The organism is Pseudomonas sp. 5P_3.1_Bac2, from assembly GCF_025465995.1.
GTDB lineage: Bacteria > Pseudomonadota > Gammaproteobacteria > Pseudomonadales > Pseudomonadaceae > Aquipseudomonas.
Genome location: NZ_JANLNY010000006.1, coordinates 200,144 through 220,399, shown reverse-complemented (window position 1 = coordinate 220,399; position 20,256 = coordinate 200,144). Strand labels below are relative to the sequence as shown.

Annotated in this window: 16 protein-coding genes; 7 read left to right on the top strand and 9 right to left on the bottom strand. The window is 57.1% G+C overall.

The features are described from left to right. Positions 1-102 precede the first annotated feature (102 nt). The 4 genes from NTD81_RS05370 to NTD81_RS05355 all read left to right on the top strand — a co-directional run bounded on the left by NTD81_RS05370 (position 103) and on the right by NTD81_RS05355 (position 6,826). On the top strand, positions 103-1,266 hold the full coding sequence (locus tag NTD81_RS05370) for an EAL domain-containing protein (RefSeq protein WP_262180259.1): 1,164 nt from the start codon (positions 103-105) through the stop codon (positions 1,264-1,266). Between the two features lie 86 nt (positions 1,267-1,352). Then, positions 1,353-2,684 carry a deoxyguanosinetriphosphate triphosphohydrolase gene (locus NTD81_RS05365; protein ID WP_262180257.1) on the top strand — a complete coding sequence of 444 codons (1,332 nt, stop codon included), beginning with the start codon at positions 1,353-1,355 and terminating at the stop codon, positions 2,682-2,684. A 4-nt stretch (positions 2,685-2,688) separates the two neighbouring features. Beyond that, positions 2,689-3,744 carry an FUSC family protein gene (locus tag NTD81_RS05360; RefSeq protein WP_262180255.1) on the top strand — a complete coding sequence of 352 codons (1,056 nt, stop codon included), beginning with the start codon at positions 2,689-2,691 and terminating at the stop codon, positions 3,742-3,744. A 112-nt stretch (positions 3,745-3,856) separates the two neighbouring features. Further along, positions 3,857-6,826: an HD domain-containing phosphohydrolase gene (locus NTD81_RS05355; RefSeq protein ID WP_262180253.1), complete on the top strand. Its 2,970-nt coding sequence runs from the start codon at positions 3,857-3,859 to the stop codon at positions 6,824-6,826. 49 nt (positions 6,827-6,875) lie between these two features. On the opposite strand, the gene NTD81_RS05350 is transcribed toward NTD81_RS05355, so the two are convergent. Beyond that, positions 6,876-7,217 carry a YggL family protein gene (locus tag NTD81_RS05350; protein ID WP_262180251.1) on the bottom strand — a complete coding sequence of 114 codons (342 nt, stop codon included), beginning with the start codon at positions 7,215-7,217 and terminating at the stop codon, positions 6,876-6,878. Positions 7,218-7,448: 231 nt separating this feature from the next. Between NTD81_RS05350 and dacB the strand changes: the two genes are divergently transcribed. The 3 genes from dacB (at position 7,449) to NTD81_RS05335 (ending at position 12,096) form a co-directional block, all read left to right on the top strand. After that, positions 7,449-8,894, top strand: coding sequence for a D-alanyl-D-alanine carboxypeptidase/D-alanyl-D-alanine-endopeptidase (gene dacB, locus NTD81_RS05345; protein ID WP_262180248.1), 1,446 nt, complete (start codon positions 7,449-7,451; stop codon positions 8,892-8,894). A 152-nt stretch (positions 8,895-9,046) separates the two neighbouring features. Beyond that, a complete protein-coding gene (locus NTD81_RS05340) occupies positions 9,047-11,791 on the top strand; it encodes a hybrid sensor histidine kinase/response regulator (RefSeq protein WP_262180246.1) in 2,745 nt (914 codons plus the stop codon). Between the two features lie 50 nt (positions 11,792-11,841). Then, the gene (locus NTD81_RS05335; RefSeq protein ID WP_262180244.1) at positions 11,842-12,096 is read left to right on the top strand and encodes a YheU family protein; all 255 of its coding nucleotides are present in this window, start codon (positions 11,842-11,844) and stop codon (positions 12,094-12,096) included. On the opposite strand, the gene NTD81_RS05330 is transcribed toward NTD81_RS05335, so the two are convergent. The 8 genes from NTD81_RS05330 to ihfB form a co-directional block, all read right to left on the bottom strand. Continuing rightward, complete coding sequence (locus tag NTD81_RS05330) at positions 12,093-12,521, bottom strand: hypothetical protein (RefSeq protein ID WP_262180241.1); 429 nt, start codon at positions 12,519-12,521, stop codon at positions 12,093-12,095. The genes NTD81_RS05335 and NTD81_RS05330 overlap by 4 nt on opposite strands. An 80-nt stretch (positions 12,522-12,601) precedes the next feature. Further along, positions 12,602-13,768: a CynX/NimT family MFS transporter gene (locus NTD81_RS05325; protein ID WP_262180239.1), complete on the bottom strand. Its 1,167-nt coding sequence runs from the start codon at positions 13,766-13,768 to the stop codon at positions 12,602-12,604. Positions 13,769-13,884: 116 nt separating this feature from the next. Then, positions 13,885-14,691 carry an SDR family oxidoreductase gene (locus NTD81_RS05320; protein WP_262180237.1) on the bottom strand — a complete coding sequence of 269 codons (807 nt, stop codon included), beginning with the start codon at positions 14,689-14,691 and terminating at the stop codon, positions 13,885-13,887. Between the two features lie 215 nt (positions 14,692-14,906). After that, positions 14,907-15,251 carry a ComEA family DNA-binding protein gene (locus NTD81_RS05315; protein ID WP_262180235.1) on the bottom strand — a complete coding sequence of 115 codons (345 nt, stop codon included), beginning with the start codon at positions 15,249-15,251 and terminating at the stop codon, positions 14,907-14,909. 142 nt (positions 15,252-15,393) lie between these two features. Continuing rightward, the gene (locus NTD81_RS05310) at positions 15,394-17,382 is read right to left on the bottom strand and encodes a polysaccharide biosynthesis protein (RefSeq protein WP_262180233.1); all 1,989 of its coding nucleotides are present in this window, start codon (positions 17,380-17,382) and stop codon (positions 15,394-15,396) included. A 101-nt stretch (positions 17,383-17,483) separates the two neighbouring features. Beyond that, positions 17,484-18,500: an MraY family glycosyltransferase gene (locus NTD81_RS05305; RefSeq protein WP_262180231.1), complete on the bottom strand. Its 1,017-nt coding sequence runs from the start codon at positions 18,498-18,500 to the stop codon at positions 17,484-17,486. Next, complete coding sequence (locus tag NTD81_RS05300) at positions 18,500-19,453, bottom strand: UDP-glucose 4-epimerase family protein (protein WP_410017129.1); 954 nt, start codon at positions 19,451-19,453, stop codon at positions 18,500-18,502. The genes NTD81_RS05305 and NTD81_RS05300 overlap by 1 nt, the downstream gene beginning before the upstream one ends. A gap of 465 nt (positions 19,454-19,918) precedes the next feature. Further along, positions 19,919-20,203 carry an integration host factor subunit beta gene (ihfB, locus tag NTD81_RS05295; RefSeq protein WP_090387490.1) on the bottom strand — a complete coding sequence of 95 codons (285 nt, stop codon included), beginning with the start codon at positions 20,201-20,203 and terminating at the stop codon, positions 19,919-19,921. Positions 20,204-20,256 lie beyond the last annotated feature (53 nt).

Sequence of the window (20,256 nt, the reverse complement as noted above, 5' to 3'; positions counted from 1 at the left end):
TACTTTTTTCCTGAGCCAGGTCACAGCATCGATTGTGGCCATGTTCTTGCTTTAGCTTGCCGATTATTTGCGCCAAGCTCTTGCTGGCTAAGGAATTAAACTGTGTTCAACGGTGAACCGGTGGTTGTGTTCCAGCCCTTTATCGACACGGCCACCGGCCGCATCGCCGGGGTCGAGGCATTAGCCAGGCTGCGTAACAGCGCTGGTCAACTGCGTTCAGCCGGCCCGTTGTTTAGCGACCCGCACATTGCCAATGCGCAGCTGCGCGCCTTCGACCGGGAGATCCGCCGGCAAGCACTGGCACGCTTTGCCGAGGCACCAGCAGACTGGTTCCTCAGCCTCAATATCTCGCCGCGCTGGATCAGCCTGCTCAAGCCAAAGCAAACTTTGCCGAGCCTCAAGTTACTCGCCGGCAGCGGTATTGCCGCACAGCGCATCGTGTTTGAAATCACCGAGCAAAACGGTGCTAAAAATCGCCTGCCCGGGGTGGTAAACCGCTACCGAGAGGCCGGGGTGCGGGTAGCCATTGATGACTTCGGCGCAGGCAGTTCGCAGCTGGATCGGGTGCTGAGCTTGCAACCGGATATCCTCAAACTGGACATGCGTCTGTTTCAGCAGGCGGCGCGCGGTGGCCACAGCGGCGAGGTGGTCAAAGCCCTGGCCTTGATGGCCGAGCGCACCGGCTGCTGGATCATCGCCGAGGGCGTAGAAACCGAGGCACAGTTGGACTTTGCCCTAGAATGTGGCGCGCGCTATATCCAAGGCTATATTTTCGGCCAGGGCCAAGCTGAGTTCTTGCCCAGCGACACCTTCGTCGAGCACTTCGCCCAGCTGCGCGATCGCTACGTGCGGCGCAAACTCAGCGAACGGGCCCGCCTGCTGAGTTTGCGCCAGCAATTGCATGAGCTGATGAACAGCTTCAAACACTGGCTCACCAGCGGCAGTCATACCGACCAGTTGCCCCCCCCCCATGCCTACCCTTGGCTGCTGCGGCTGTTCCAATGTGATCGCCACGGCACGCAAGTCAGCGCCAACTTAGAGTGGCGCGAGCAGAGCTGGCACAGCGATAACCGCTATATCGGCCACAACTGGTCATGGCGCCCGTACTTTTATCAAGTGCTGGCCGAAGGTTGGGATGCCCACGGTCTGGTTCTGTCCAGCACCTACCGCGATGCCACCACTAACCAGTACTGCTTAACCGCCGGGCAATTTATCGATAACGGCAATCGCCTGCTGTTGATCGACATCGACGCCGCGGCGTTCTGAGCAGGCGGCAGCCGACCTATAGACTTGCAACCGCCGCCCATAACACCGAAGCTAAGGTCCATCTGCCCTATCGGCGAGGACCTGCTTTGGATTGGCACAGCCTGCTTAACCGTGAACGTCTTGGAAAACCTACCCACAGCGCTACCGAACTCGGGCGTACCCCCTTCCATAAAGACCATGATCGCATCATCTTCTCCGGCGCCTTTCGCCGCCTCGGACGCAAGACCCAGGTGCATCCGGTTTCCAGCAACGACCATATCCATACCCGTCTGACTCACTCGTTGGAGGTCGGCTGTGTCGGCCGCTCGCTGGGCATGCGCGTCGGTGAAATGATCCGTGAACGCCTGCCGGATTGGTGCGCACCGAGCGATCTCGGCGTGCTCGTGCAATCCGCCTGCCTGGCCCACGACATCGGCAACCCACCCTTTGGCCATAGCGGTGAAGACGCCATCCGCCATTGGTTTCAGCAGGCCGCTGGACGCGGTTGGCTGGACGCCATGAGCCCGGCACAACGGGGCGACTTCTTAAGTTTTGAGGGCAACGCCCAAGGCTTTCGCGTGCTGACTCAACTGGAATACCACCAGTTCGATGGCGGCACCCGCCTCACCTATGCCACCCTCGGCAGCTACCTGAAATACCCCTGGACGGCACGCCATGCCGAAGCCCTGGGCTACAAAAAGCACAAGTTCGGCTGCTATCAGAGCGAGCTGCCGTTGCTTGAGCAAATCGCCAATAAGCTCGGTTTGCCGCAGCTCGATGAGCAGCGCTGGGCACGACATCCCTTGGTGTATCTGATGGAGGCGGCCGACGATATTTGTTACGGCCTGATCGATCTGGAAGATGGCTTGGAAATGGAGCTGCTGGAATACAGCGAAGTGGAAGCGCTGCTGCTTGATCTGGTTGGCGATGATCTGCCGGAAACCTACCGCCAGCTCGGCGCCAGCGACTCCAAGCGGCGCAAGCTGGCAATTCTGCGCGGCAAAGCCATCGAGCACCTGACCAATGCGGCCGCACAAGCCTTCGTTGAGCAGCATGACACCTTGCTGGCCGGCCAATTACAGGGCGATCTGGTCGAACACATGCACGCCACCGCCAAGCGCTGCGTGCTCGGCGCCAAGGACATGGCACGGCAGAAAATCTTTCAGGACAAACGCAAAACCCTGCATGAAATTGGTGCTTACACCACCTTGGAAATCCTCCTTAACGCCTTTTGCGGAGCCGCTCTGGAGCAGTTTGAAGGCGGCCCGTTGTCGTTTAAAAACCGGCGCATTCTCGATCTGCTGGGCAATAATGCACCGCGTCCCGGCACCGAGTTATACCCGGCGTTTTTACGCATGATCGATTTTATCGCCGGCATGACCGACAGCTACGCTACAGAGATGGCCCGCGAAATGACGGGGCGCTCCAGCCCGGTATAAGTTCATGAAGAAGCCCTCACCCTCCTTTATTTGGCATGCGGGCCCAGCTGCTTGGGGCTCGGCGCTGATCGCAGGTTTCGGCTGCGCCCTGCCCCTGTTGTTGGGTTTATTTAGCGGCCACCCGGGCTTTTTCTGGGCCTCCTTAGGCGCTTTCCATGCCGCGCAGGCTAATCCCATGCACCGCCTAGGCATGTTGCGCATGCTCATGCTGTGCATCTTAGGCGCGTGCAGCACGGGCTTGGGGTTCTGGGCCGGCGAGCACTACCAAAGCAGTTTTATCCTGTTCGCCGCCTTTGGTTTGTTATTGGCTTGGCTGCAACGCTTCGGCAAAGAAACCGGCAAGTTCGCCGTCAGCCTGGTGATCTGCTTGAGCCTGGGGCAAAGCCAATTGGGCCTCAGCTCGCTGCATAATCCCAATGCCGTGGCCGTGTTATTTATCCTCGGCGGTCTCTGGGTGATGCTCCTGGCTTTTGGTTTGCGAGGGCTGCACGGGCTGCGTATGTGGCCGTATATGCCGCGCTTTATCAGCATCATCAAGGTACTGATGCGCCATAGCCAAAGCCTGCCGCAAACCCAGTGGCGCTTGCATGCGCTGTCCTGCACCTTGGCTTTGGGGTTGTGTGCTCTGGTGGTCAATTTGACCAACGTCGACCGTGGTTACTGGCTGACCCTGACCGTCTTGGCGACCCTCCAGGTCGGCTTCTACAGCAGCCTGCAACGTGCGCTGCTGGCCATTCTCGGCAGCCTCAGTGTGGCGGTGTTGCTGATCTTGCTCGGGCACAGCCTGCAAAGCCCGACACTGATGGTCAGCCTCCTGTTGCCGCTGATTATTCTCAGCCGCGCCTGGCAGGCCAATCACTACGGCTTGTTTATGCTGCAAAGCATTCTCTGCTCAGTGCTCCTCGCCGAATGCCTGGCCTTGGATTGGCACGTACCGGAAGTGCGCCTGCTCAACAGCCTCACCGGGGTGGCGGTGGCCCTTGCCGTGGCCCTGCTAATACATGGCCTCCAGCGCTGGTTGCAACACCGCCTGAGCCGTCAGTTGCCCTCCACCGAGTGACGGGTCGGAAAATTAGTTGAACTTTTGTACTAAAACCTAGGGTTTTACTCGAGCAAAGCCAACAAGCCTGACTATGCTTTGAACTGACTTATCAGTGATCAAGGCGCCCCACATGCACCCTAAGCCCTGGCTCAACAGCCGCCGCTTTGCCCTGCATATTCACATCAGTGTGTTATTCACCTTACTGTTACTCCTCTGCGGTACTGTGCTGGGGCTGTTTAACTACCAGCAGACCAGCAAGATCATCCTCAGCAGCAGCGAGCAGCTGTTTAAGCAAATGCGCGAAAAGGTCGAGAGCGACCTGCAGCACACTTACCAACCCATTCGCCTGATGCTCAATTTGCTGGTGCGTAACGAGCAGCTTACAGGGCAAGACCGCCATGCGCGGATGGGCTTGCTGCCGACCTTCACCCAAGCCCTGCGCGACAATCCCAAACTGGCCTCGATCTATATCGGTTATGCCGACGGCAGTTTTTTTATGGTGCGGCCAATACGCAGCGACATGCTGCGCGAGATCTTCGTGGCGCCGCCCAATGCTGCGTATCAGGTGTGGAGCATCGATCGCTACAGCCAGCAGCGCAGCGATTCGGAATACCTGTTTATCGATGAAAACCTGCAGCCGATTAGCCGCCGGCAAAATCTTAAAGAGAGCTACGACCCACGCACGCGTCCTTGGTACAGCAGCGCCTTGGCCAGTGAAGGCCACTTCACCACTACGCCCTATAGTTTTTTCTCGACCCGCGAAATCGGCACCACTCTCGCCCGTAAAAGCCGGGATGGCACGGTGCTCGGCGCCGACCTGACCCTGGCCGACTTATCGGCGACCCTGGCCAACAATGACCTGCCCCCTTCCTCCGAAGCGGTGCTGTACAGCCCCGACGGCAGCGCCGTGGCTTATCCGGACAGCTCCCGCTTGGTAGTGCCGGGCGAGCAACTGCAACTGGCCCAGGTCGAGAATCTAAGTCCGGTGCTGGCCAAGTTTCTCCAGCTGGACTTACAGGACGATCAACAAGGCAGCGTGATCATCGATGAGCAGCGCTGGCAAATTTCCTTTAGCCAACTGCGCGAAGGCGGCCCTCAAGGCCTGCGCCTGCTGCTAATGGCTCCGGAGCACGAACTGCTGGCCGATGCCTATCGCATTCGCTGGCAAATGGCGGCGCTGACTTTAGTCATTTTGTTGCTGTGTATTCCGCTGGCTTGGTGGCTGGCCAATCTGCTGGTTAAACCCTTGCGCATGCTGGTTGGCGAGGCTGAAGCGATTCGCCGCTTTGATTTCAAACACCCGGCCAGTGGCCGCAGCATGGTCAAGGAAGTCGACCAACTGGCGGTGGCCATGAAGCATATGAAAGACACCATCGCCAGCTTCCACGACATCACCGCCGGACTCTCCGCCGAGACGCGCTTCGACCCACTGCTTAAGCGCGTATTGCGCGAGACCGTCGAGCTTAGCGAAGCCTGCGCCGGTCTCCTGTATTTGCGCGACGCCAGCACGGGCCGGCTGGAACCCCACGGGCTGTTTATCGACCATCAGCAACACAGCCTGGAGCAGCAGCAAATCCCCAGCTTCGCCATGCATGACCGCAAGCTGCCCGGTTGGTTGGCACAGGTCGCCAATGGCGGCAAAAGCACCACGCTGACCTTGAATGTTAGTGAAGCCCAAGGCTTCCAAGGGTTGCTGCAGGCCTTAGACAGCCCTCGGGTACATGTGGTCAGTACCGGCCTGCACAACCGCCAAGGCCATACCTTGGGCGTGCTGCTGTTTATACAGCGTCAAAGCGCGGACGGTGATGAGCTAGCCATGCTACGCCCGGAGCGCATTGCCTATATCGAGGCAGTGTCCGGGGTGGCCGCGCTGTGCATTGAAAGCCAGCGCCTGTTGGATCAGCAAAAGAAGCTGCTCGACTCCTTCATCCAACTGATTGCCGGCGCCATCGACGCCAAAAGTCCCTATACCGGCGGGCACTGTCAACGCGTGCCGGAAATCACCTTTATGCTGGCCAAGGCCGCCGCCGACAGCAACGAGCCGGCGTTTAAGGATTACCAGCCCAACGAAGAGGATTGGGAAGCGCTGCACATCGCCGCCTGGCTGCACGACTGCGGCAAGGTCACGGTGCCGGAGTATGTGGTGGACAAGGCCACCAAACTGGAGACTCTCTACGATCGCATCCATGAGATCCGCATGCGTTTCGAAGTGCTCAAGCGCGATGCCTGGATCAGCTATTGGCAAAGCGTGGCCAACGGTGGCGAGGCCGAGAGTTTGGCCCAGGCACGCGATCAGCTGTTGGCCAGCCTGGATGATGACTTCGCCTTCGTCGCCCGCTGTAACAAGGGCGCGGAGTTGATGCTGGAGGCCGACCTGCAACGTCTGCGGCAGATCGCTACACGCAGTTGGCTGCGCACCCTAGATGATCGCCTTGGGGTGTCTTGGGAAGAGCAACTGCGCCATGCACGCAGCCCGGCCCCGACACTGCCAACCCGAGAAAACTTGCTCAGCGACAAAGCCATCCACCTGATCGAGCGCCCGCCCAGTGAGTGCATTCCAGCCGACAACCCCTGGGGCTTCCAACTCGAGGTGCCGCAGTACAAATACAACCGTGGCGAGCTGTACAACCTCAGCATCGGCCGCGGCACGCTCACCGCCGAAGAGCGTTACATCATCAACGGACACATGGTGCAGACCATCCGCATGCTTAGCCACCTGCCCTTCCCTGCGCACTTGAGCAAAGTGGCGGAGATTGCGGGGGGGCACCACGAAAAAATGGATGGCACGGGTTATCCCAAACGCCTTAAGCGTCATGAGATGAGTTTGCCGGCGCGCATCATGGCCGTGGCGGATATCTTTGAAGCCCTGACCGCAGTCGATCGCCCGTACAAAAAGGGCAAGATGCTCTCCGACGCGCTAATCATCATGGCCGGGATGTGTCTGAGCGGACATATCGACCCCGAGCTGTTCGGCCTGTTTATCCAGGCACAGGTGTACCGCCGCTATGCGGAGCAGTTTCTACGTCACGAACAGATTGATCAGGTCGATGAGCGGGGGATATTGGCGCTGGCAGGTTTAACTGAAGCCCTGCCGGTATAGCGCGCAAGGGTGGCAAGCGAGACGCTGCAGAGCGCCTCGCTTGCTGGGATCACGCTGGGTTAACCGCGTTTTCCGGGTACCACACGTCGATCAGCGGGCTAGCGGTGTAGTCAGCCAGCTCGCTACGGCCTTTGAGCCAAGCGTCAACAGCAGTGCGCTGCTCTTCGCTGACCGAGCCACGTTTAGCCAGGCACACCAGACCGAAGTCATCGCCGCCCACATAACCCAGGCCGTTGGCTTCCATCGCTTCACGCAGGAACTGCTCAAGGAAGCTATCGATAGCTTCATCGGACAGGTCTTGTTTGAAGTTCAGGTTCAGCTCAAAACCCAGTTCCTGGAATTCATCCACGCAGAGTTTTTTGCGCAGACGGCGGGAACGGTTAGTAGCCATAGAAACAATCCTCAAAAGTAATTACGCGCCGTACTCTAGCAGTTTCGCGCCCTACATGCCCGTTTAGAAAATTTCCCGCGATCTTCGGCAAGCGCTGAAAGGCCATGGAAACACGGTGTAACAAGCCTGCGCCAAGGGCCTGATTGGGGCATAATCCGAGGCTATTCACTCGTTGCAAGGAATGCAGCCCATGCACGTTTACCTTTTCATCTCAGCGCAGGGTATTTGCCCATGATCAAATCGTTACGCCAGTTGGCCATCGTTACCCTGCTTCTGCCTGTTTGTTTACCTCTGGCCGCCGCACCGGCTCTCTCCAACAAAGTGCAGCAGGCACTCAAAACCAACAAAATCAACAGTCAGTCGCTGTCCGTGGTGACCATCCCGCTCAACGGGCCGGGCAGCAGCACCTTCTATAACTCCGATGTTTCGGTTAACCCAGCCTCGACCATGAAGCTGGTCACCACCTATGCGGCGCTGGAGCTGCTGGGCCCGACTTACCAATGGAAAACCGAGTTTTACACCGATGGCCAACTGAACAATGGCGTGCTCAATGGCAACTTGTTCCTCAAAGGTGGCGGTGACCCGAAACTCAATATGGAAAAACTCTGGCTGTTGCTGCGTGACCTGCGCGCCAACGGTGTGCAGCAAATCACCGGCGACTTGGTGTTGGACCGCAACTACTTCAACCCACCAGCGCTACCCAGCTTTAACGATGATGGCGGCGATGCCTATAAGCCATTTCTGGTAACCCCTGATTCGCTGCTGGTCAACCTCAAAGCCCTGCGCTTTATCGCCCGCAACGAAGGCGGCAAAGTCATCATCGCCACTGAGCCACCGATTGAGGCGATCCGCATAGAAAACCGCGTCAAAGCGCTGCCGGCTGCACAGTGCCCAGGCTGGCCTGATGTGCGCTACAGCCCGGGGACCGACGCCAATGGCACCACCGTTGTAGTGACCGGGCAATTGGCCGAAGGCTGCAGCTCGCAAACCTATCTGTCGCTGCTGGACCATCCTAGCTATGCCGCAGGCGCGATTCGCGCAATCTGGAAAGAACTCGGCGGCAGCATCCGCGGCCACGACCGCTCGGGCGCCGTGCCGGATAAGGCCCGCCTACTGGCACGCGCTTATTCGCCAGACTTGGCGGAAATCATCCGCGACATCAACAAGTACAGTAACAACACCATGGCCCGCCAGCTGTTCCTCAGCATTGGCGCCAAGTTCCGCACCAGCGCCGATGCCGATGACAGCAAAGCGGCACAACGCGCGATTCGCGCTTGGCTGGCAGGTAAGGGCATCACCGCCCCGCATTTGGTCATGGAGAATGGCTCGGGGCTGTCCCGTGATGAGCGGGTCAATGCCCGGGAAATGGCCGCATTACTCCAGGCCGCCTGGCGTAGCCCCTATGCCGCCGAGTTTATGAGTTCGCTGCCAATCGTCGGCACCGACGGCACCATGCGTAAACGCTTGCGCAATACCCCGCTGGCCGGCCAGGCGCGGATCAAAACCGGCACCCTGAATAACGTGCGCGCCATCGCCGGTTTCAGCCGTGACAGCAACGGTAATAGCTGGGCAGTGGTAGCGATCCTCAACGATCCACGGCCATGGGGTGCTTCGTCGATTCTCGACCAAGTGTTACTCGACCTCTACCGCCAGCCCAAAGCAGGCACCCAACGTTAACCCTCAGCCAGCCGTGGTCGCCAGATTGAGTGCGGCCACGCCCTGAGCTATTGCGATCTAATCTAGGAGTATTGCTGGCCATAGCTGTTCCGGGCAAATGGCTATACAGCCACATTGCCTTTACCCGCTGCCCTTCTTGAATGAGATCGCGCATGTCCCGAATCTGGCTAACTCTAGTGCTTTATTGGTTGTGCGGCTCCGCATCAGCGATGCTCCCCGCGCCCCTCAATAGCCCCGAGCTACGCTTGTCGCTGGGACCCTACACCGCCTATGTAGAAGACCCAAGCGGCAGCCTCAGCGTTGAGCAAGTCAGTGCCATGGCCGACTCTCGTTTCACGCGCGTGCAAGGCGCGCACACCAACTTGGGTAAAAACGATTCGGTATGGTGGCTTAAGGTTAATTTGAACAACCTGCAGCCGCAGGGCCTAGCCGGTTATTTGGAAGTCAACTACCCCCTGCTCGACCATCTGCAAGTTTTTGTGCAAAACCCGCAAGGGCTTTGGCAGATGCAAGAAAGCGGCGATCGTTACCACTTCGCCCAGCGCCCGGTGCAGGTGCGTAACTTCTGGTTCCCGTTGCAGGTACCGCCGGGCGACACCGCGGTGCTGATCCGCGTGCAAACCACCAGTACCTTGTTTGTGCCGCTGTACTTCAGCACTTACCTGGCCGGTGCCGCCGTCCATGAAAACCTCAACGTATTTCACGGCGCGTTCTACGGCGTGCTGTTTGCGATGTTCTGCTACAACCTGTTTCTCTACCTGTCACTGCGCGAGTCCGCCTACTTTTGGTACTTGGTTTACAACTTCAGCGCCATGCTCATGGGGCTCAGCTATGACGGTTTACTGTTCAAACTGCTGCCTAACCAAGTGCTGCTGGAAGCCCTTAGCACCCATGCCCTGATGTACTTACTGTGCCTAAGTGCCATCCAGTTCAGCCGGCACTTTCTGCATACCCAGCAAAACTTCCCCCGCGCCGATGCTTGTCTACGCCTCTTGATGCTTCTAAGCGCCATCGGCTTGTTCTGCCTGCCGCTGATTAGCTATACCCATTGGAGCATCCTGGCCAGCCTCACCGTCTCGGTGGTGTCACTGAGTTTGATTATCTGTGGTCTTTACGTCTGGCGCTGCGGCTTACGCTATGGCTCGTACTACAGCGTGGCTTGGGCGGTATTGCTCTGTGCGTTCTTCCAAGCCACCGCCGGTTCGCTGGGCATCGAGACCCTGGGCCCGTACAACGACACGGTGGTAAGAATCGGCGTCATCGTGGAGTTGATCACCCTGTCGATTGGCTTGGCCGACCGCATCAACTCGCTCAAAGAAGAAGGCTTCCAGTCGCGCCAAGCTGCCGAGCTGGCGGCCAGTGACAGCCAAGCGAAAAGCCGCTTCCTGGCCAAGATGAGCCACGAGATCCGCACGCCGCTCAACGGCGTGCTAGGCATGCTGCAACTGCTTAAAGAAACCCCGCTCAATCACAGCCAGCGTTTCTACGTCGACACCATTGCCAGCTCTGGCGGCTCGCTGATTAAAGTGATTAATGACATCCTCGATTACGCGCGCATCGAGTCCGGCAAGATGAGCCTGGAACACATCGAATTCGACTTGGAAGAGTTGATTTCCGAGACCTTTAGCCTGTTTACCGCACAAGCCTTGGATAAGCACCTGGCGCTGTATATCAGCCTGGAAAGCGGTATCCCCCGTTATGTCCACGGCGACCCTACCCGCCTCAAACAAGTGCTGCTGAATTTGCTCAGCAACGCCCTCAAGTTCACCGCCGTGGGCCATGTAGCACTTAACGTGAGCCGCCGCAGTGATGCCGAAGGTCAGCTGCACTTGGTCTTCGCGGTGAGCGACAGTGGCATTGGGATTAACGACCAAGCCCTAGATAAACTCTTTGAATCATTCGCCCAAGGCGACTCCAGCACCACCCGCCGCTATGGTGGCAGCGGCTTGGGCTTGGCGATCAGCAAAGAGCTGGTGGAAATGATGGGCGGCCGCATCGAGGTGCAGAGCACCCCCAATCAAGGCAGCCGTTTTGTTTTCAGCGTGCCCAATGCCATCCAGGCGGGCAGCAGTGATGCCCTGTACGAGCTGCTCAAAGGCCGCACCGCTCTGCTCAGCTCCCTCGATGGTCTGGGTTTGGATGCACTCAGCCGCTTGCTGGGGCGCTGGGGCATGCGCACCGAACGCTGCCAAAACCCGGATGCACTGCGCAGTTACCTCGAAGAGTTTGCCATCCCGCCACTGCTGGTCCTGATGGCGCCATGGCCGGGCACCATCGGCAGTTGGCTGGACAGTGTGCGTCCGCTGCTACAGCCCGATCAACGGGTACTGCTGCTGTGTTCGCCGGAGCAGTCGCACCACCTGCCCGACGCCGAGCAATTACAGTTGCTGGCACTCTCCCAACCGCTGGCGATCAATGCTCTGCGCAGCGCCTTAAATCAACTCTATGCCGAGACGGTGCCGAGTACGGTGAGCGTACCCAGCTTGAAGCGCATAGCCAGCCACGAGGCGCCGAGCATCTTGGTGGCCGAGGACAACTCGGTCAATCAACTGGTGGTGCAAGGCTTGCTGAAGAAGCGGGGATACAGTGTGCGGCTGGTCAGCAACGGCCTTGCCGCTCTGTATGAATATCAGCGTGACCCCAGCGCTACTCAGTTGATCCTCATGGACTGTGAAATGCCGAAGATGGACGGCTTCGAAGCCACCCGGCAGATTCGCCGCTATGAACAACAACTCAACTTACCGGCGGTGCCGATTATTGCCCTCACCGCGCATATCCTCGATGAGCACCGGCAACATAGCCGCGAATCCGGGATGAATGATTTTCTCGGCAAGCCCCTGGATAGTGACAAGCTCTATCGCACCCTAGATGCTTACCTGCCGGCACCTTCTACTTAGATCCGCTTAACCGCGCGACGCTGGCCATCGCCCGTGCGCTGGAGAACCCCGTGTTAATTCCCTACCACCTGCTTGAAGCCGACACCCTGCAACGCCTGATCGAAGATTTTGTCACCCGCGACGGCACCGACAATGGCGATGAAACGCCGCTGACCACCCGGGTTGAACGGGTGCGCTTGGCCTTAAGCAAGGGTCAGGCAGTGATCGTATTTGATCCGGAAAGCCAACAATGTCAGTTGGCGCTCAAGCAAGAAGTGCCCAAGGAATGGCTCGACGCCCTGCAAGCGTTGGAAGCCGAAGACTAAGCCCGTACCCCGCCCTCGCGCTCCCATGCACAGCGCACGCGCAGCTCGCCTTCTTGCGGGCTGTGCCCGCCGTTATCGGACTCCCAACGAAAGGTATGGGTGCCATTGAGTTCGGTCTCCAGGTGGACCACCGCGCTGCTCCAGTACAAACGCTTGAGCAGGGCTTCGAACTCTTTAATCCATAGAGCCCATTCATATTCGACCGTGGCATAGCTGGCGGCGAAGTGAATCACTTGGGTCTGCTGCACGGCGTCGGCTGCCAGCTCAGTGCGCGCGAACATCTGCGCGCCGAGCAGGCTCCATGCCTCAAGCGGGGCCAGAGAAGCCAACACCTGCTGATTGTGCACGCGGCGCAAGCGGGTTTGCCCCGGCTCAGCGCCAGGCCAGTCACGAATGCAGCCGTAAACGATGGACTCAGACTCCACACCAGCACTCCAGTAGATTCAGGCTGCCTTCTATCACAGTGCCAGCAAGCGAGGGAACCATTGCCGCCAACTGCCCCGCGTTAACGGGACGAGCGCCGCACTTTCGGTTGCAGGTACCACGCCAGCACCGTCATCAGTAGCGCCAGACTGGTCAACAGGACAAAGGGCACTTGATAGTTACCGGAAAGATCGCGCAGCAGTCCGGTTAAAACCGGCGTCACGCAGGCCGTGCAATAGCCGCAGCAGAGCATCATCGCCGTCCAACGGCTCACGGCCAGCGGCGAACCGGCTTCCGCCAAAGGCAGCAATAAGGCGAGGGAGAACGAGCCGCTTAAGGCAAAGCCGATGCCCACCGCCCAGAGCTCAGGCACGACCTTGGGGGCAAAGGTGATCATTGCCAAGCACAGCGAAGCCAGCAGGCCACAGCCCATCATCATGGCGTAGCGATTGCCAAAGCGCTGGCCCAACCACGGCATCACAAAAGAGCTGGGCAGGCCCATTAACATGGTCAGACTGAACAGGCTGTTGCTATGTAACAAGCTCAGGCCAGCCTCGTGATAGCGCGCCACAGCCCAAGTCGCCAAGGTGTAAAACAACCCAGCCTGCAAGGCAAAGAAGGCGCTCAACAGCCAAGCCCGAGGCTCACGCCAAGGCAAGCCCATTTGCGCTTCAGTACTTTGGCTTTCGCTGTGGCTGGGAATCCACCACCACAACAGCAACGCCAGCAGCGCCGGCAATGCCCAAAACGCCAGGCCTAAGTTCCAATCATCCGCCAGCCAGTGCATGGCCGGAATAGTCAGCACCACTCCGCTGGCACCGCCAACAGCCATACACAATGAGTACCACGCCGCCACGTTGCCCATGCGGCCTGCAAAGTGGCGTTTGATAAAGCCCGACAGCAGCGGGCCAGCCACAGCGATCCCGGCGCCCAAAAGCCCAGCACTGCCGATCAGCAGCCCGGTGTGCGGCCCCAGCGCACGTAACAGCAAGGCCCCCGCGATCAGGCTCAGACACAGGGCAATACTGCGCTCAAGTCCTAAACGCAGCGCCAATCGCGGCGCGAACGGAGCCAGCAACCCCATACACAGCACCGGCAGTGCAGTGGTCATGCTAACCAAACCACGACTTAAGCCTAACTCAGCAGCGATACGTTCAATGAGGGGGGCAAGGGAGGTAATGCCTGGCCGCAAATTAATCGCGGCCAAGATCAGGGCCAATAGCAATAAGGCCCGGGGTAAAGGCTTCACAAAACATCCATTCATAACGCGGTGACCACCGCCAGCCCGTGCACCCTACCCCCTCACTGCCGGGCAAACAAGGCAACTACCGGTTTTATCCGGCACGGGTCAACCGGCTAGGTGGCTTACTTCGTGCGCGGGGCACGCATTTTGTCGGCCATGGCTGTCATCTCGTCATACAACAGCTGCGGATTTTGCTGCTTGATGGCCCAGGCTACTCGGCCCTGCTCGTGGGGCAGAATCATAAAGCTGCCCTTGGCGATCTCACTGTGAATGTAATCGGCAATATCTGCCGCTGTAATCGGTGAGCTTTCCAACAACTTACCTACCTGGGCTTTCATCTCAGGGGTTGGGCCATGGAATGAATCCAGCAGGTTGGTTTGGAAAAACGAGGGGCAGACCACGTGTACCGCAACCTTATTCAGCTTGAGCTCAATCAACAGGCTTTCCGACAACGCCACCACGCCGGCCTTAGCCACGTTGTAATTGCTCATGGCCGGGCCCTGCATCAAGGCGGCCATGGAAGCGATATTGACGATGCGCCCTTGGCTCTTGAGCAACAGGGGTAGAAACGCCTTACAGCCCTTCACCACCCCCATCAGGTTGATGGAAATCTGCCAGTCCCAATCTTCCAGTGACAGCTCACCGAAGAAGCCGCCCGAGGCGACGCCAGCGTTATTGACGATGACATCAATACCCGCAAACTTCTCTTCGCAAGCTTGGGCCAAGGCCGTTAACTGGCTGTAGTCGCGCACATCGCAGCGCTGGGTAAAACCATCGCCACCAGCCTCACGAACGAGTTTCAGGGTTTCTTGCAAACCCGCTTCATTGACATCGGCCAAGGCCAACTGCCAGCCTTCCCGGGCCCAACGCAAGGCGATTTCACGCCCCAAGCCTGAACCTGCGCCAGTAATCATCATACGGTTATGCATAGAGGCTGCCTTGATGTGCAGTGAATGTGCCCTGAGTGTAACTAAGGCGCTGCAGCAGCCCACGCACCATTAATGCGCTGAATAGGCTAGGCAAACTTGCGCTGAGGGCTGGGCTGAGGTTGGCCTGGATTTAGGAAGTAGGCCGCCTCTGCATGCGTCAGACAACCCTGAAAAATTAAGGCCGGAAATCCCGACCTTAATCACTAAGACCTCGTCTAGTTGGCACTGAGTTTGTCGCGGTTACGGTCCAAGATCGCGGCGCCAATCCCTTTCACCTCCAGTAACTCATCGGGCGAGGCGAACTTACCGTGCTCCTCGCGATAACTGATGATCGCCTGAGCCTTGACTGCACCTATGCCGGATAACTCGCGCTGCAAGGTCGCCGCATCGGCCGTATTGAGATTAACTTTGCCTGGGGTAGCAGGCGCCTGAGCCTGAGCTGGAGCTGGAGCTGGAGCTGGAGCTGGAGCTGGAGGGGTTTTAGCTTCAGCGGCAATCGCCGCGGGGGGAATGGTGCAAAACAGAACAAATAACAAGGCGGACAGTTTGATGCGAGTCATAAACGGAATCCTTTCGCTGGTTTAAGTACGTGAGCACCTACTCACGCCCCAGAAACTAGCTGGCCCCACCCACTTGTCAAATAGTCCAAGGTAAATTCATCAAAAATTCAGCAGAGCCTCTAGGACGAGGCTCTTCTGCTAGCTAAGTACGCTTATTGAGATGTACCCAGTCAACGATCTCGCCTTCCGGTATATAGCCGCACACTGTCTCGCGCAGCAGGCCCCGTACCCGCTCATAGTCGTCCGCTTCAACCGCATCCAACAGGACCGAGAGATGCGCCTTAAACTCCTCCCACGACACACACTCCTCATTGGCGCGGCGAATCATGGGGTGCTCAGTAGGACATACACTCTCACCTATCAGCAGCTCTTCGTAGAGTTTCTCGCCTGGACGTAAGCCGGTGAACTCAATGGCGATATCACCTTGCGGATTTTTTGCCGAGCAGATGCTCAAGCCGGAAAGATGAATCATCTTCTCCGCTAACTTAACAATTTTGACTGGCTCGCCCATGTCCAACACAAACACATCACCACCCTGCCCCATGGACCCAGCCTGAATCACCAGTTGGGCCGCCTCCGGGATGGTCATAAAGTAACGGGTGATCTCTGGGTGGGTCACAGTGAGCGGCCCGCCAGATTTGATCTGCTTATGGAACAGCGGGATCACCGAACCCGAAGAGCCCAGCACATTGCCAAAGCGCACCATGGTAAAGCGGGTTTTATTGACCCGGGATACGTTGGCTTTATCGCCAAACATGACCGGTGCAATTTCATTGCTCAGGCCTTGCAGAATTAACTCGGCTAAGCGCTTGGTACTGCCCATCACATTGGTTGGGCGTACCGCTTTATCGGTGGAGATCAGCACAAAGTTGCTGACCCCGCATTGCACCGCCGCCTGCGCCGTATTGAGCGTACCGATAACGTTGTTTAGCACGCCCTCGGCAATGTTGTGCTCAACCATAGGCACCTGCTTGTAGGCAGCCGCGTGATACACCGTATCCACTTTCCAGCTCTGCATCACATCCACAAGCTTATTGGCACTGCGAATTGAACCGAGGATAGGCAGCAGGTGCACAGCACTGCCGCAGCGTTTAGCAATCGACTCTAGCTCAGAGTAAATGCTGTAGAGATTGAATTCGCTGTGCTCAAACAGGATGAGGGTGACAGGCTCCAAGGCAAAGATCTGCCGCGACAGCTCGGAGCCAATCGAGCCACCGGCCCCGGTGACCATCACCACCTTGCCAGTGATGCAACGCTCCAGCAGATCACCACGGGCAGGCACTGGATCGCGCCCCAACAGGTCAGCAATGTCGATTTCCTGGATATCGTCAACCCGCACCTTGCCGCTCGCCAGATCAGTAAAGTTCGGCACGCTGCGAATATGCAGGGGGAAACCTTCCAAGTGATTGAGGATTTCGCGGCGGCGGGAACGACTGAGGGACGGCAAGGCCAGCAATAGTTCTTTGGCCCCGGTCGCGCGGATCATTTCCTCAATATGCTTAGGTTTGTACACCTGCAAGCCGGAAATGGAGCGATTGGTAATGCTGGGATCATCATCGATAAAGGCTACTGGGCGCATGGAGCGGCCCATACGCAGTGCCGCTACCAGCTGGTTACCCGCCACGCCAGCGCCATAAATGGCCACACGGGTCAGACCATCGTCGCGACTGGTGAAGGGCACATGTTGCGCCGCAGTAAACCAGTCGCCCATAAAGTACTGCCGCATGATTAGGCGCAAACCGCCCAAAATCACAAGGCTCAACCACCAGTAGTTAAAGATCACCGAACGCGGCACCACCGCCTGGTGATTGCTGTACCAGTACACCACTAGGGCAAGAATCAGGGAAGACAGGCTGACCGCTTTGATGATCGCTACTAGCGCATCATTGCCAAAATAGCGCATCACTGCGCGGTACATACCAAAACGAATAAACAGGGGAATAGCGACCAGTGGTGCTGAGATAAATAACCAGAGATGATCGCGTACAGGATTATCCATATCCTCAATACCCAAACGCACGATAAAGGCCAGCCACAGTGCTACCCATACCAAGACCACGTCGGTCGCAACCTGTAACAGGCGCTTTTGACGTCGCGGTAACCCCAGCAAAAAGGTCCTGACCCTATCCATAACTTATGCCTCCACGCCTCTTGCACCTAGATATTCTAGCTCGCGACGACCTTAACAATCGCTAAGTCTTCATCTTGGACTTTAACATTGTTCCACCAAACTTAAGAGCAAACTTCCAACTGCCCGGCGCGATACTTAATTGCCATTAACACCAAGGGTATATAGGCCAAAATCAAGCCTATTAAGCCATCTAAACCGCCGCAAACAACCATCAATGCCACAGGTAATAGCCAAAGCAAATTAATCAGGGCAACAGCTAGCGTGATAGGTAAATGCCCCTGATAAAGACGGGATGCATATTGATAAGCATGACTACGATGTGCCTGATAGACCTTATCCCCGCGCAGCAGGCGGCGCAATAAGGTATAGGTGGCATCAACGATAAACACCCCAAGCAGGATCAACCAAGCCCAGAGTAAATCAGGGGATTGCGTTGCGGCCTGCAAGGACAACAGCGCGAGGATAACACCTAGAAAACCGCTACCTGCGTCGCCCATAAATATCCGCGCGGGGGGAAAGTTCCACACCAAGAAGCCCAACACACAGGCTGCTAAAAGTAACGCTAGCCAAACAGTACTAATGTCGGCCAAATATGACAACAATGCAGCGCTTAAACACACAGTTATGGCCTCAATGGCGGCGATTCCATCAATGCCATCCATAAAGTTATACAAGTTAAGCATCCACACTAAATAAAGCACCGCCAGCAGTTGTCCCAACCAACCAAGCTGTACGGTCACCCCTAATAACTCAAGCTGCGGCATCCCGCCCAACCAATACAGTCCCCATAGCGCCGCAACAAAATGGGCAAGCAAGCGCCAACGTGCCTGGATATGACCATGATCGTCGAGGAACCCGACCAAGGCAGTTAAACCACCAGCCCCGAGGATGGCGACAGCCAGATCAAGCGCCACGAGCCCCTGTAGATAGAGCACAGTCGTAGCGGCGATAAAGCTGAGCACAATAGCCACCCCGCCGCCCCTAGGTGTTGGGACACTGTGAGAACTGCGCAAGTTGGGGACATCCAGCAAGCTACGAGCGATCGCATAACGACGCAGTAGCGCGGTCAGCACACAGGAAACTCCGGCTAACAAGGGCAAATACCACCAAACACTCATTACTTACTTGCTTCCAAATAGGCTTGCACAGTTTTAATAACTCCCTGCTCGAGACTGACAGGTGCTGTCCACTGCAGCATCTGTTGGTTCTTGCGGATATCCACCTGCAGAGAGGACAGCAACCGCTGTGCCATAGCTCCGCGGCCCAATATCTTGGCACCTGCGCGCATAAAACTAAGCGGTACAGGTAGAAGCCGGCAGGGCTTATCCATTGCATGAGCAATATGACGCAACAGCTCAGGCAACGACACATCCTGACCATCACTGGCTAAGAATATCTGACCCACCGCTGCCGGATGATCAAAGCAGAGCTTAATTAAATCCAGTAAGTTATCGATCCCCACCAAGCTACGCCGCTGCGTCACGCGCGCAAACGGCAATGGCACTCCACGCTCGACTACGCGCAATAAGCTGAGAAAATTAGCTTTGACCCCTGGGCCGTAAATCAATACAGGCCGGATTATCACCAGCTCCATGGAGCTGCCGCTGAGTAACTCGCGCAAAGCAAGCTCCGCCTCCCATTTCGAGACGCCATAAGGATCCTGCGGAGCCGGAGTGTCCTCAGCAGTAAAGGCTCGCCCCGACTCAGTGAACTCACCATTGACCTTCACTGAGCTGATATAGATAAAACGTCTAACCCCAGCAGCCAGCGCTTGCCGGGCCAGCTGCACAGTACCGGCAACGTTGGCCAGACGATATTCAGCAAGAGGATCTTGCTCCTGCTCCTGCATCACATGCACTCGAGCGGCGCTATGCACGACGACCTCAACCCCTGCCAATGCCTGGGACCAGTCGGTCGTAGGGGCTAACCCCTCGACTTGGTGACAGCGCACATCAGCAGGTAGATCAGGGCATTCCTTCCTCAGCGCAGCATGTAATCGATATCCGCCTTGAGCAGACAAATATCGCAGCAAGCTGCCGCCTACAAAGCCAGACGCACCTGTTACCAGCACACCACAACGACTCAAAGCTTAGTACTCCTTATATTCAGTGATACTGGGACTACCTAAGCCCTATATCCGGCAACATAGTAAATTAACAACAAGGGAAAAGACCGGCGTAATACGCTTGTGAAACAGGGAGCAATTCAGATCCTTAGGAGAACCATCCGTACCCGCGTGGGCCCTGCTAGGCAAGATAACGAGCCTCAGTGACAAAATTCCCAGGCGGATTTACTGATATTGCCAGCCGAACCGACTCATTAGCCTTCACCTTACGAACCACCGGCGACAGCAGCTTCAACAGCTCCCTTCCCTTACTAATGAGCTCTGCTCTTTTAGTCGGACTTTTTTATCACTATGTCGAAACTTACCAATCAGCACTTTTAGCGGCATATTTATCGACAGACAAACAAAAGCCACGCTTAGCAGAACTAGGCGTGGCTTAAGAAATTCTGGCTAGCTAACGACGGCTAATGGCTATTCATCTTCATTAACCCGATCACGCAATTCCTTGCCAGGTTTAAAGTGAGGGACAAATTTGCCATCCAAACGTACCGAATCCCCAGTTTTTGGGTTACGCCCAACACGTGGCGCACGGTAGTGGAGTGAGAAACTGCCAAACCCACGGATCTCAATCCGATCACCGGTCGACAGAGCCTGCGACATCTGCTCAAGCATGGTCTTAATTGCCAACTCGACATCTTTGGACGAGAGCTGCCCCTGATGGGTAACGATGCGCTCGATCAATTCCGACTTGGTCATGATTTTCCCTTCTTTTTCAAGCGGCTAGATCACTAGGTAAGAAGGTTTTAGCA

Bases quoted from the DNA above. Each gene is read 5' to 3' on its own strand.
- NTD81_RS05360 (WP_262180255.1), top strand. From the start codon at position 2,689: ATGAAGAAGCCCTCACCCTCCTTTATTTGGCATGCGGGCCCAGCTGCT.
- NTD81_RS05355 (WP_262180253.1), top strand. From the start codon at position 3,857: ATGCACCCTAAGCCCTGGCTCAACAGCCGCCGCTTTGCCCTGCATATT.
- NTD81_RS05350 (WP_262180251.1), bottom strand. From the start codon at position 7,217: ATGGCTACTAACCGTTCCCGCCGTCTGCGCAAAAAACTCTGCGTGGAT.
- dacB (WP_262180248.1), top strand. From the start codon at position 7,449: ATGATCAAATCGTTACGCCAGTTGGCCATCGTTACCCTGCTTCTGCCT.
- NTD81_RS05340 (WP_262180246.1), top strand. From the start codon at position 9,047: ATGTCCCGAATCTGGCTAACTCTAGTGCTTTATTGGTTGTGCGGCTCC.
- NTD81_RS05320 (WP_262180237.1), bottom strand. From the start codon at position 14,691: ATGCATAACCGTATGATGATTACTGGCGCAGGTTCAGGCTTGGGGCGT.
- NTD81_RS05315 (WP_262180235.1), bottom strand. From the start codon at position 15,251: ATGACTCGCATCAAACTGTCCGCCTTGTTATTTGTTCTGTTTTGCACC.
- NTD81_RS05310 (WP_262180233.1), bottom strand. From the start codon at position 17,382: ATGGATAGGGTCAGGACCTTTTTGCTGGGGTTACCGCGACGTCAAAAG.
- NTD81_RS05305 (WP_262180231.1), bottom strand. From the start codon at position 18,500: ATGAGTGTTTGGTGGTATTTGCCCTTGTTAGCCGGAGTTTCCTGTGTG.
- ihfB (WP_090387490.1), bottom strand. From the start codon at position 20,203: ATGACCAAGTCGGAATTGATCGAGCGCATCGTTACCCATCAGGGGCAG.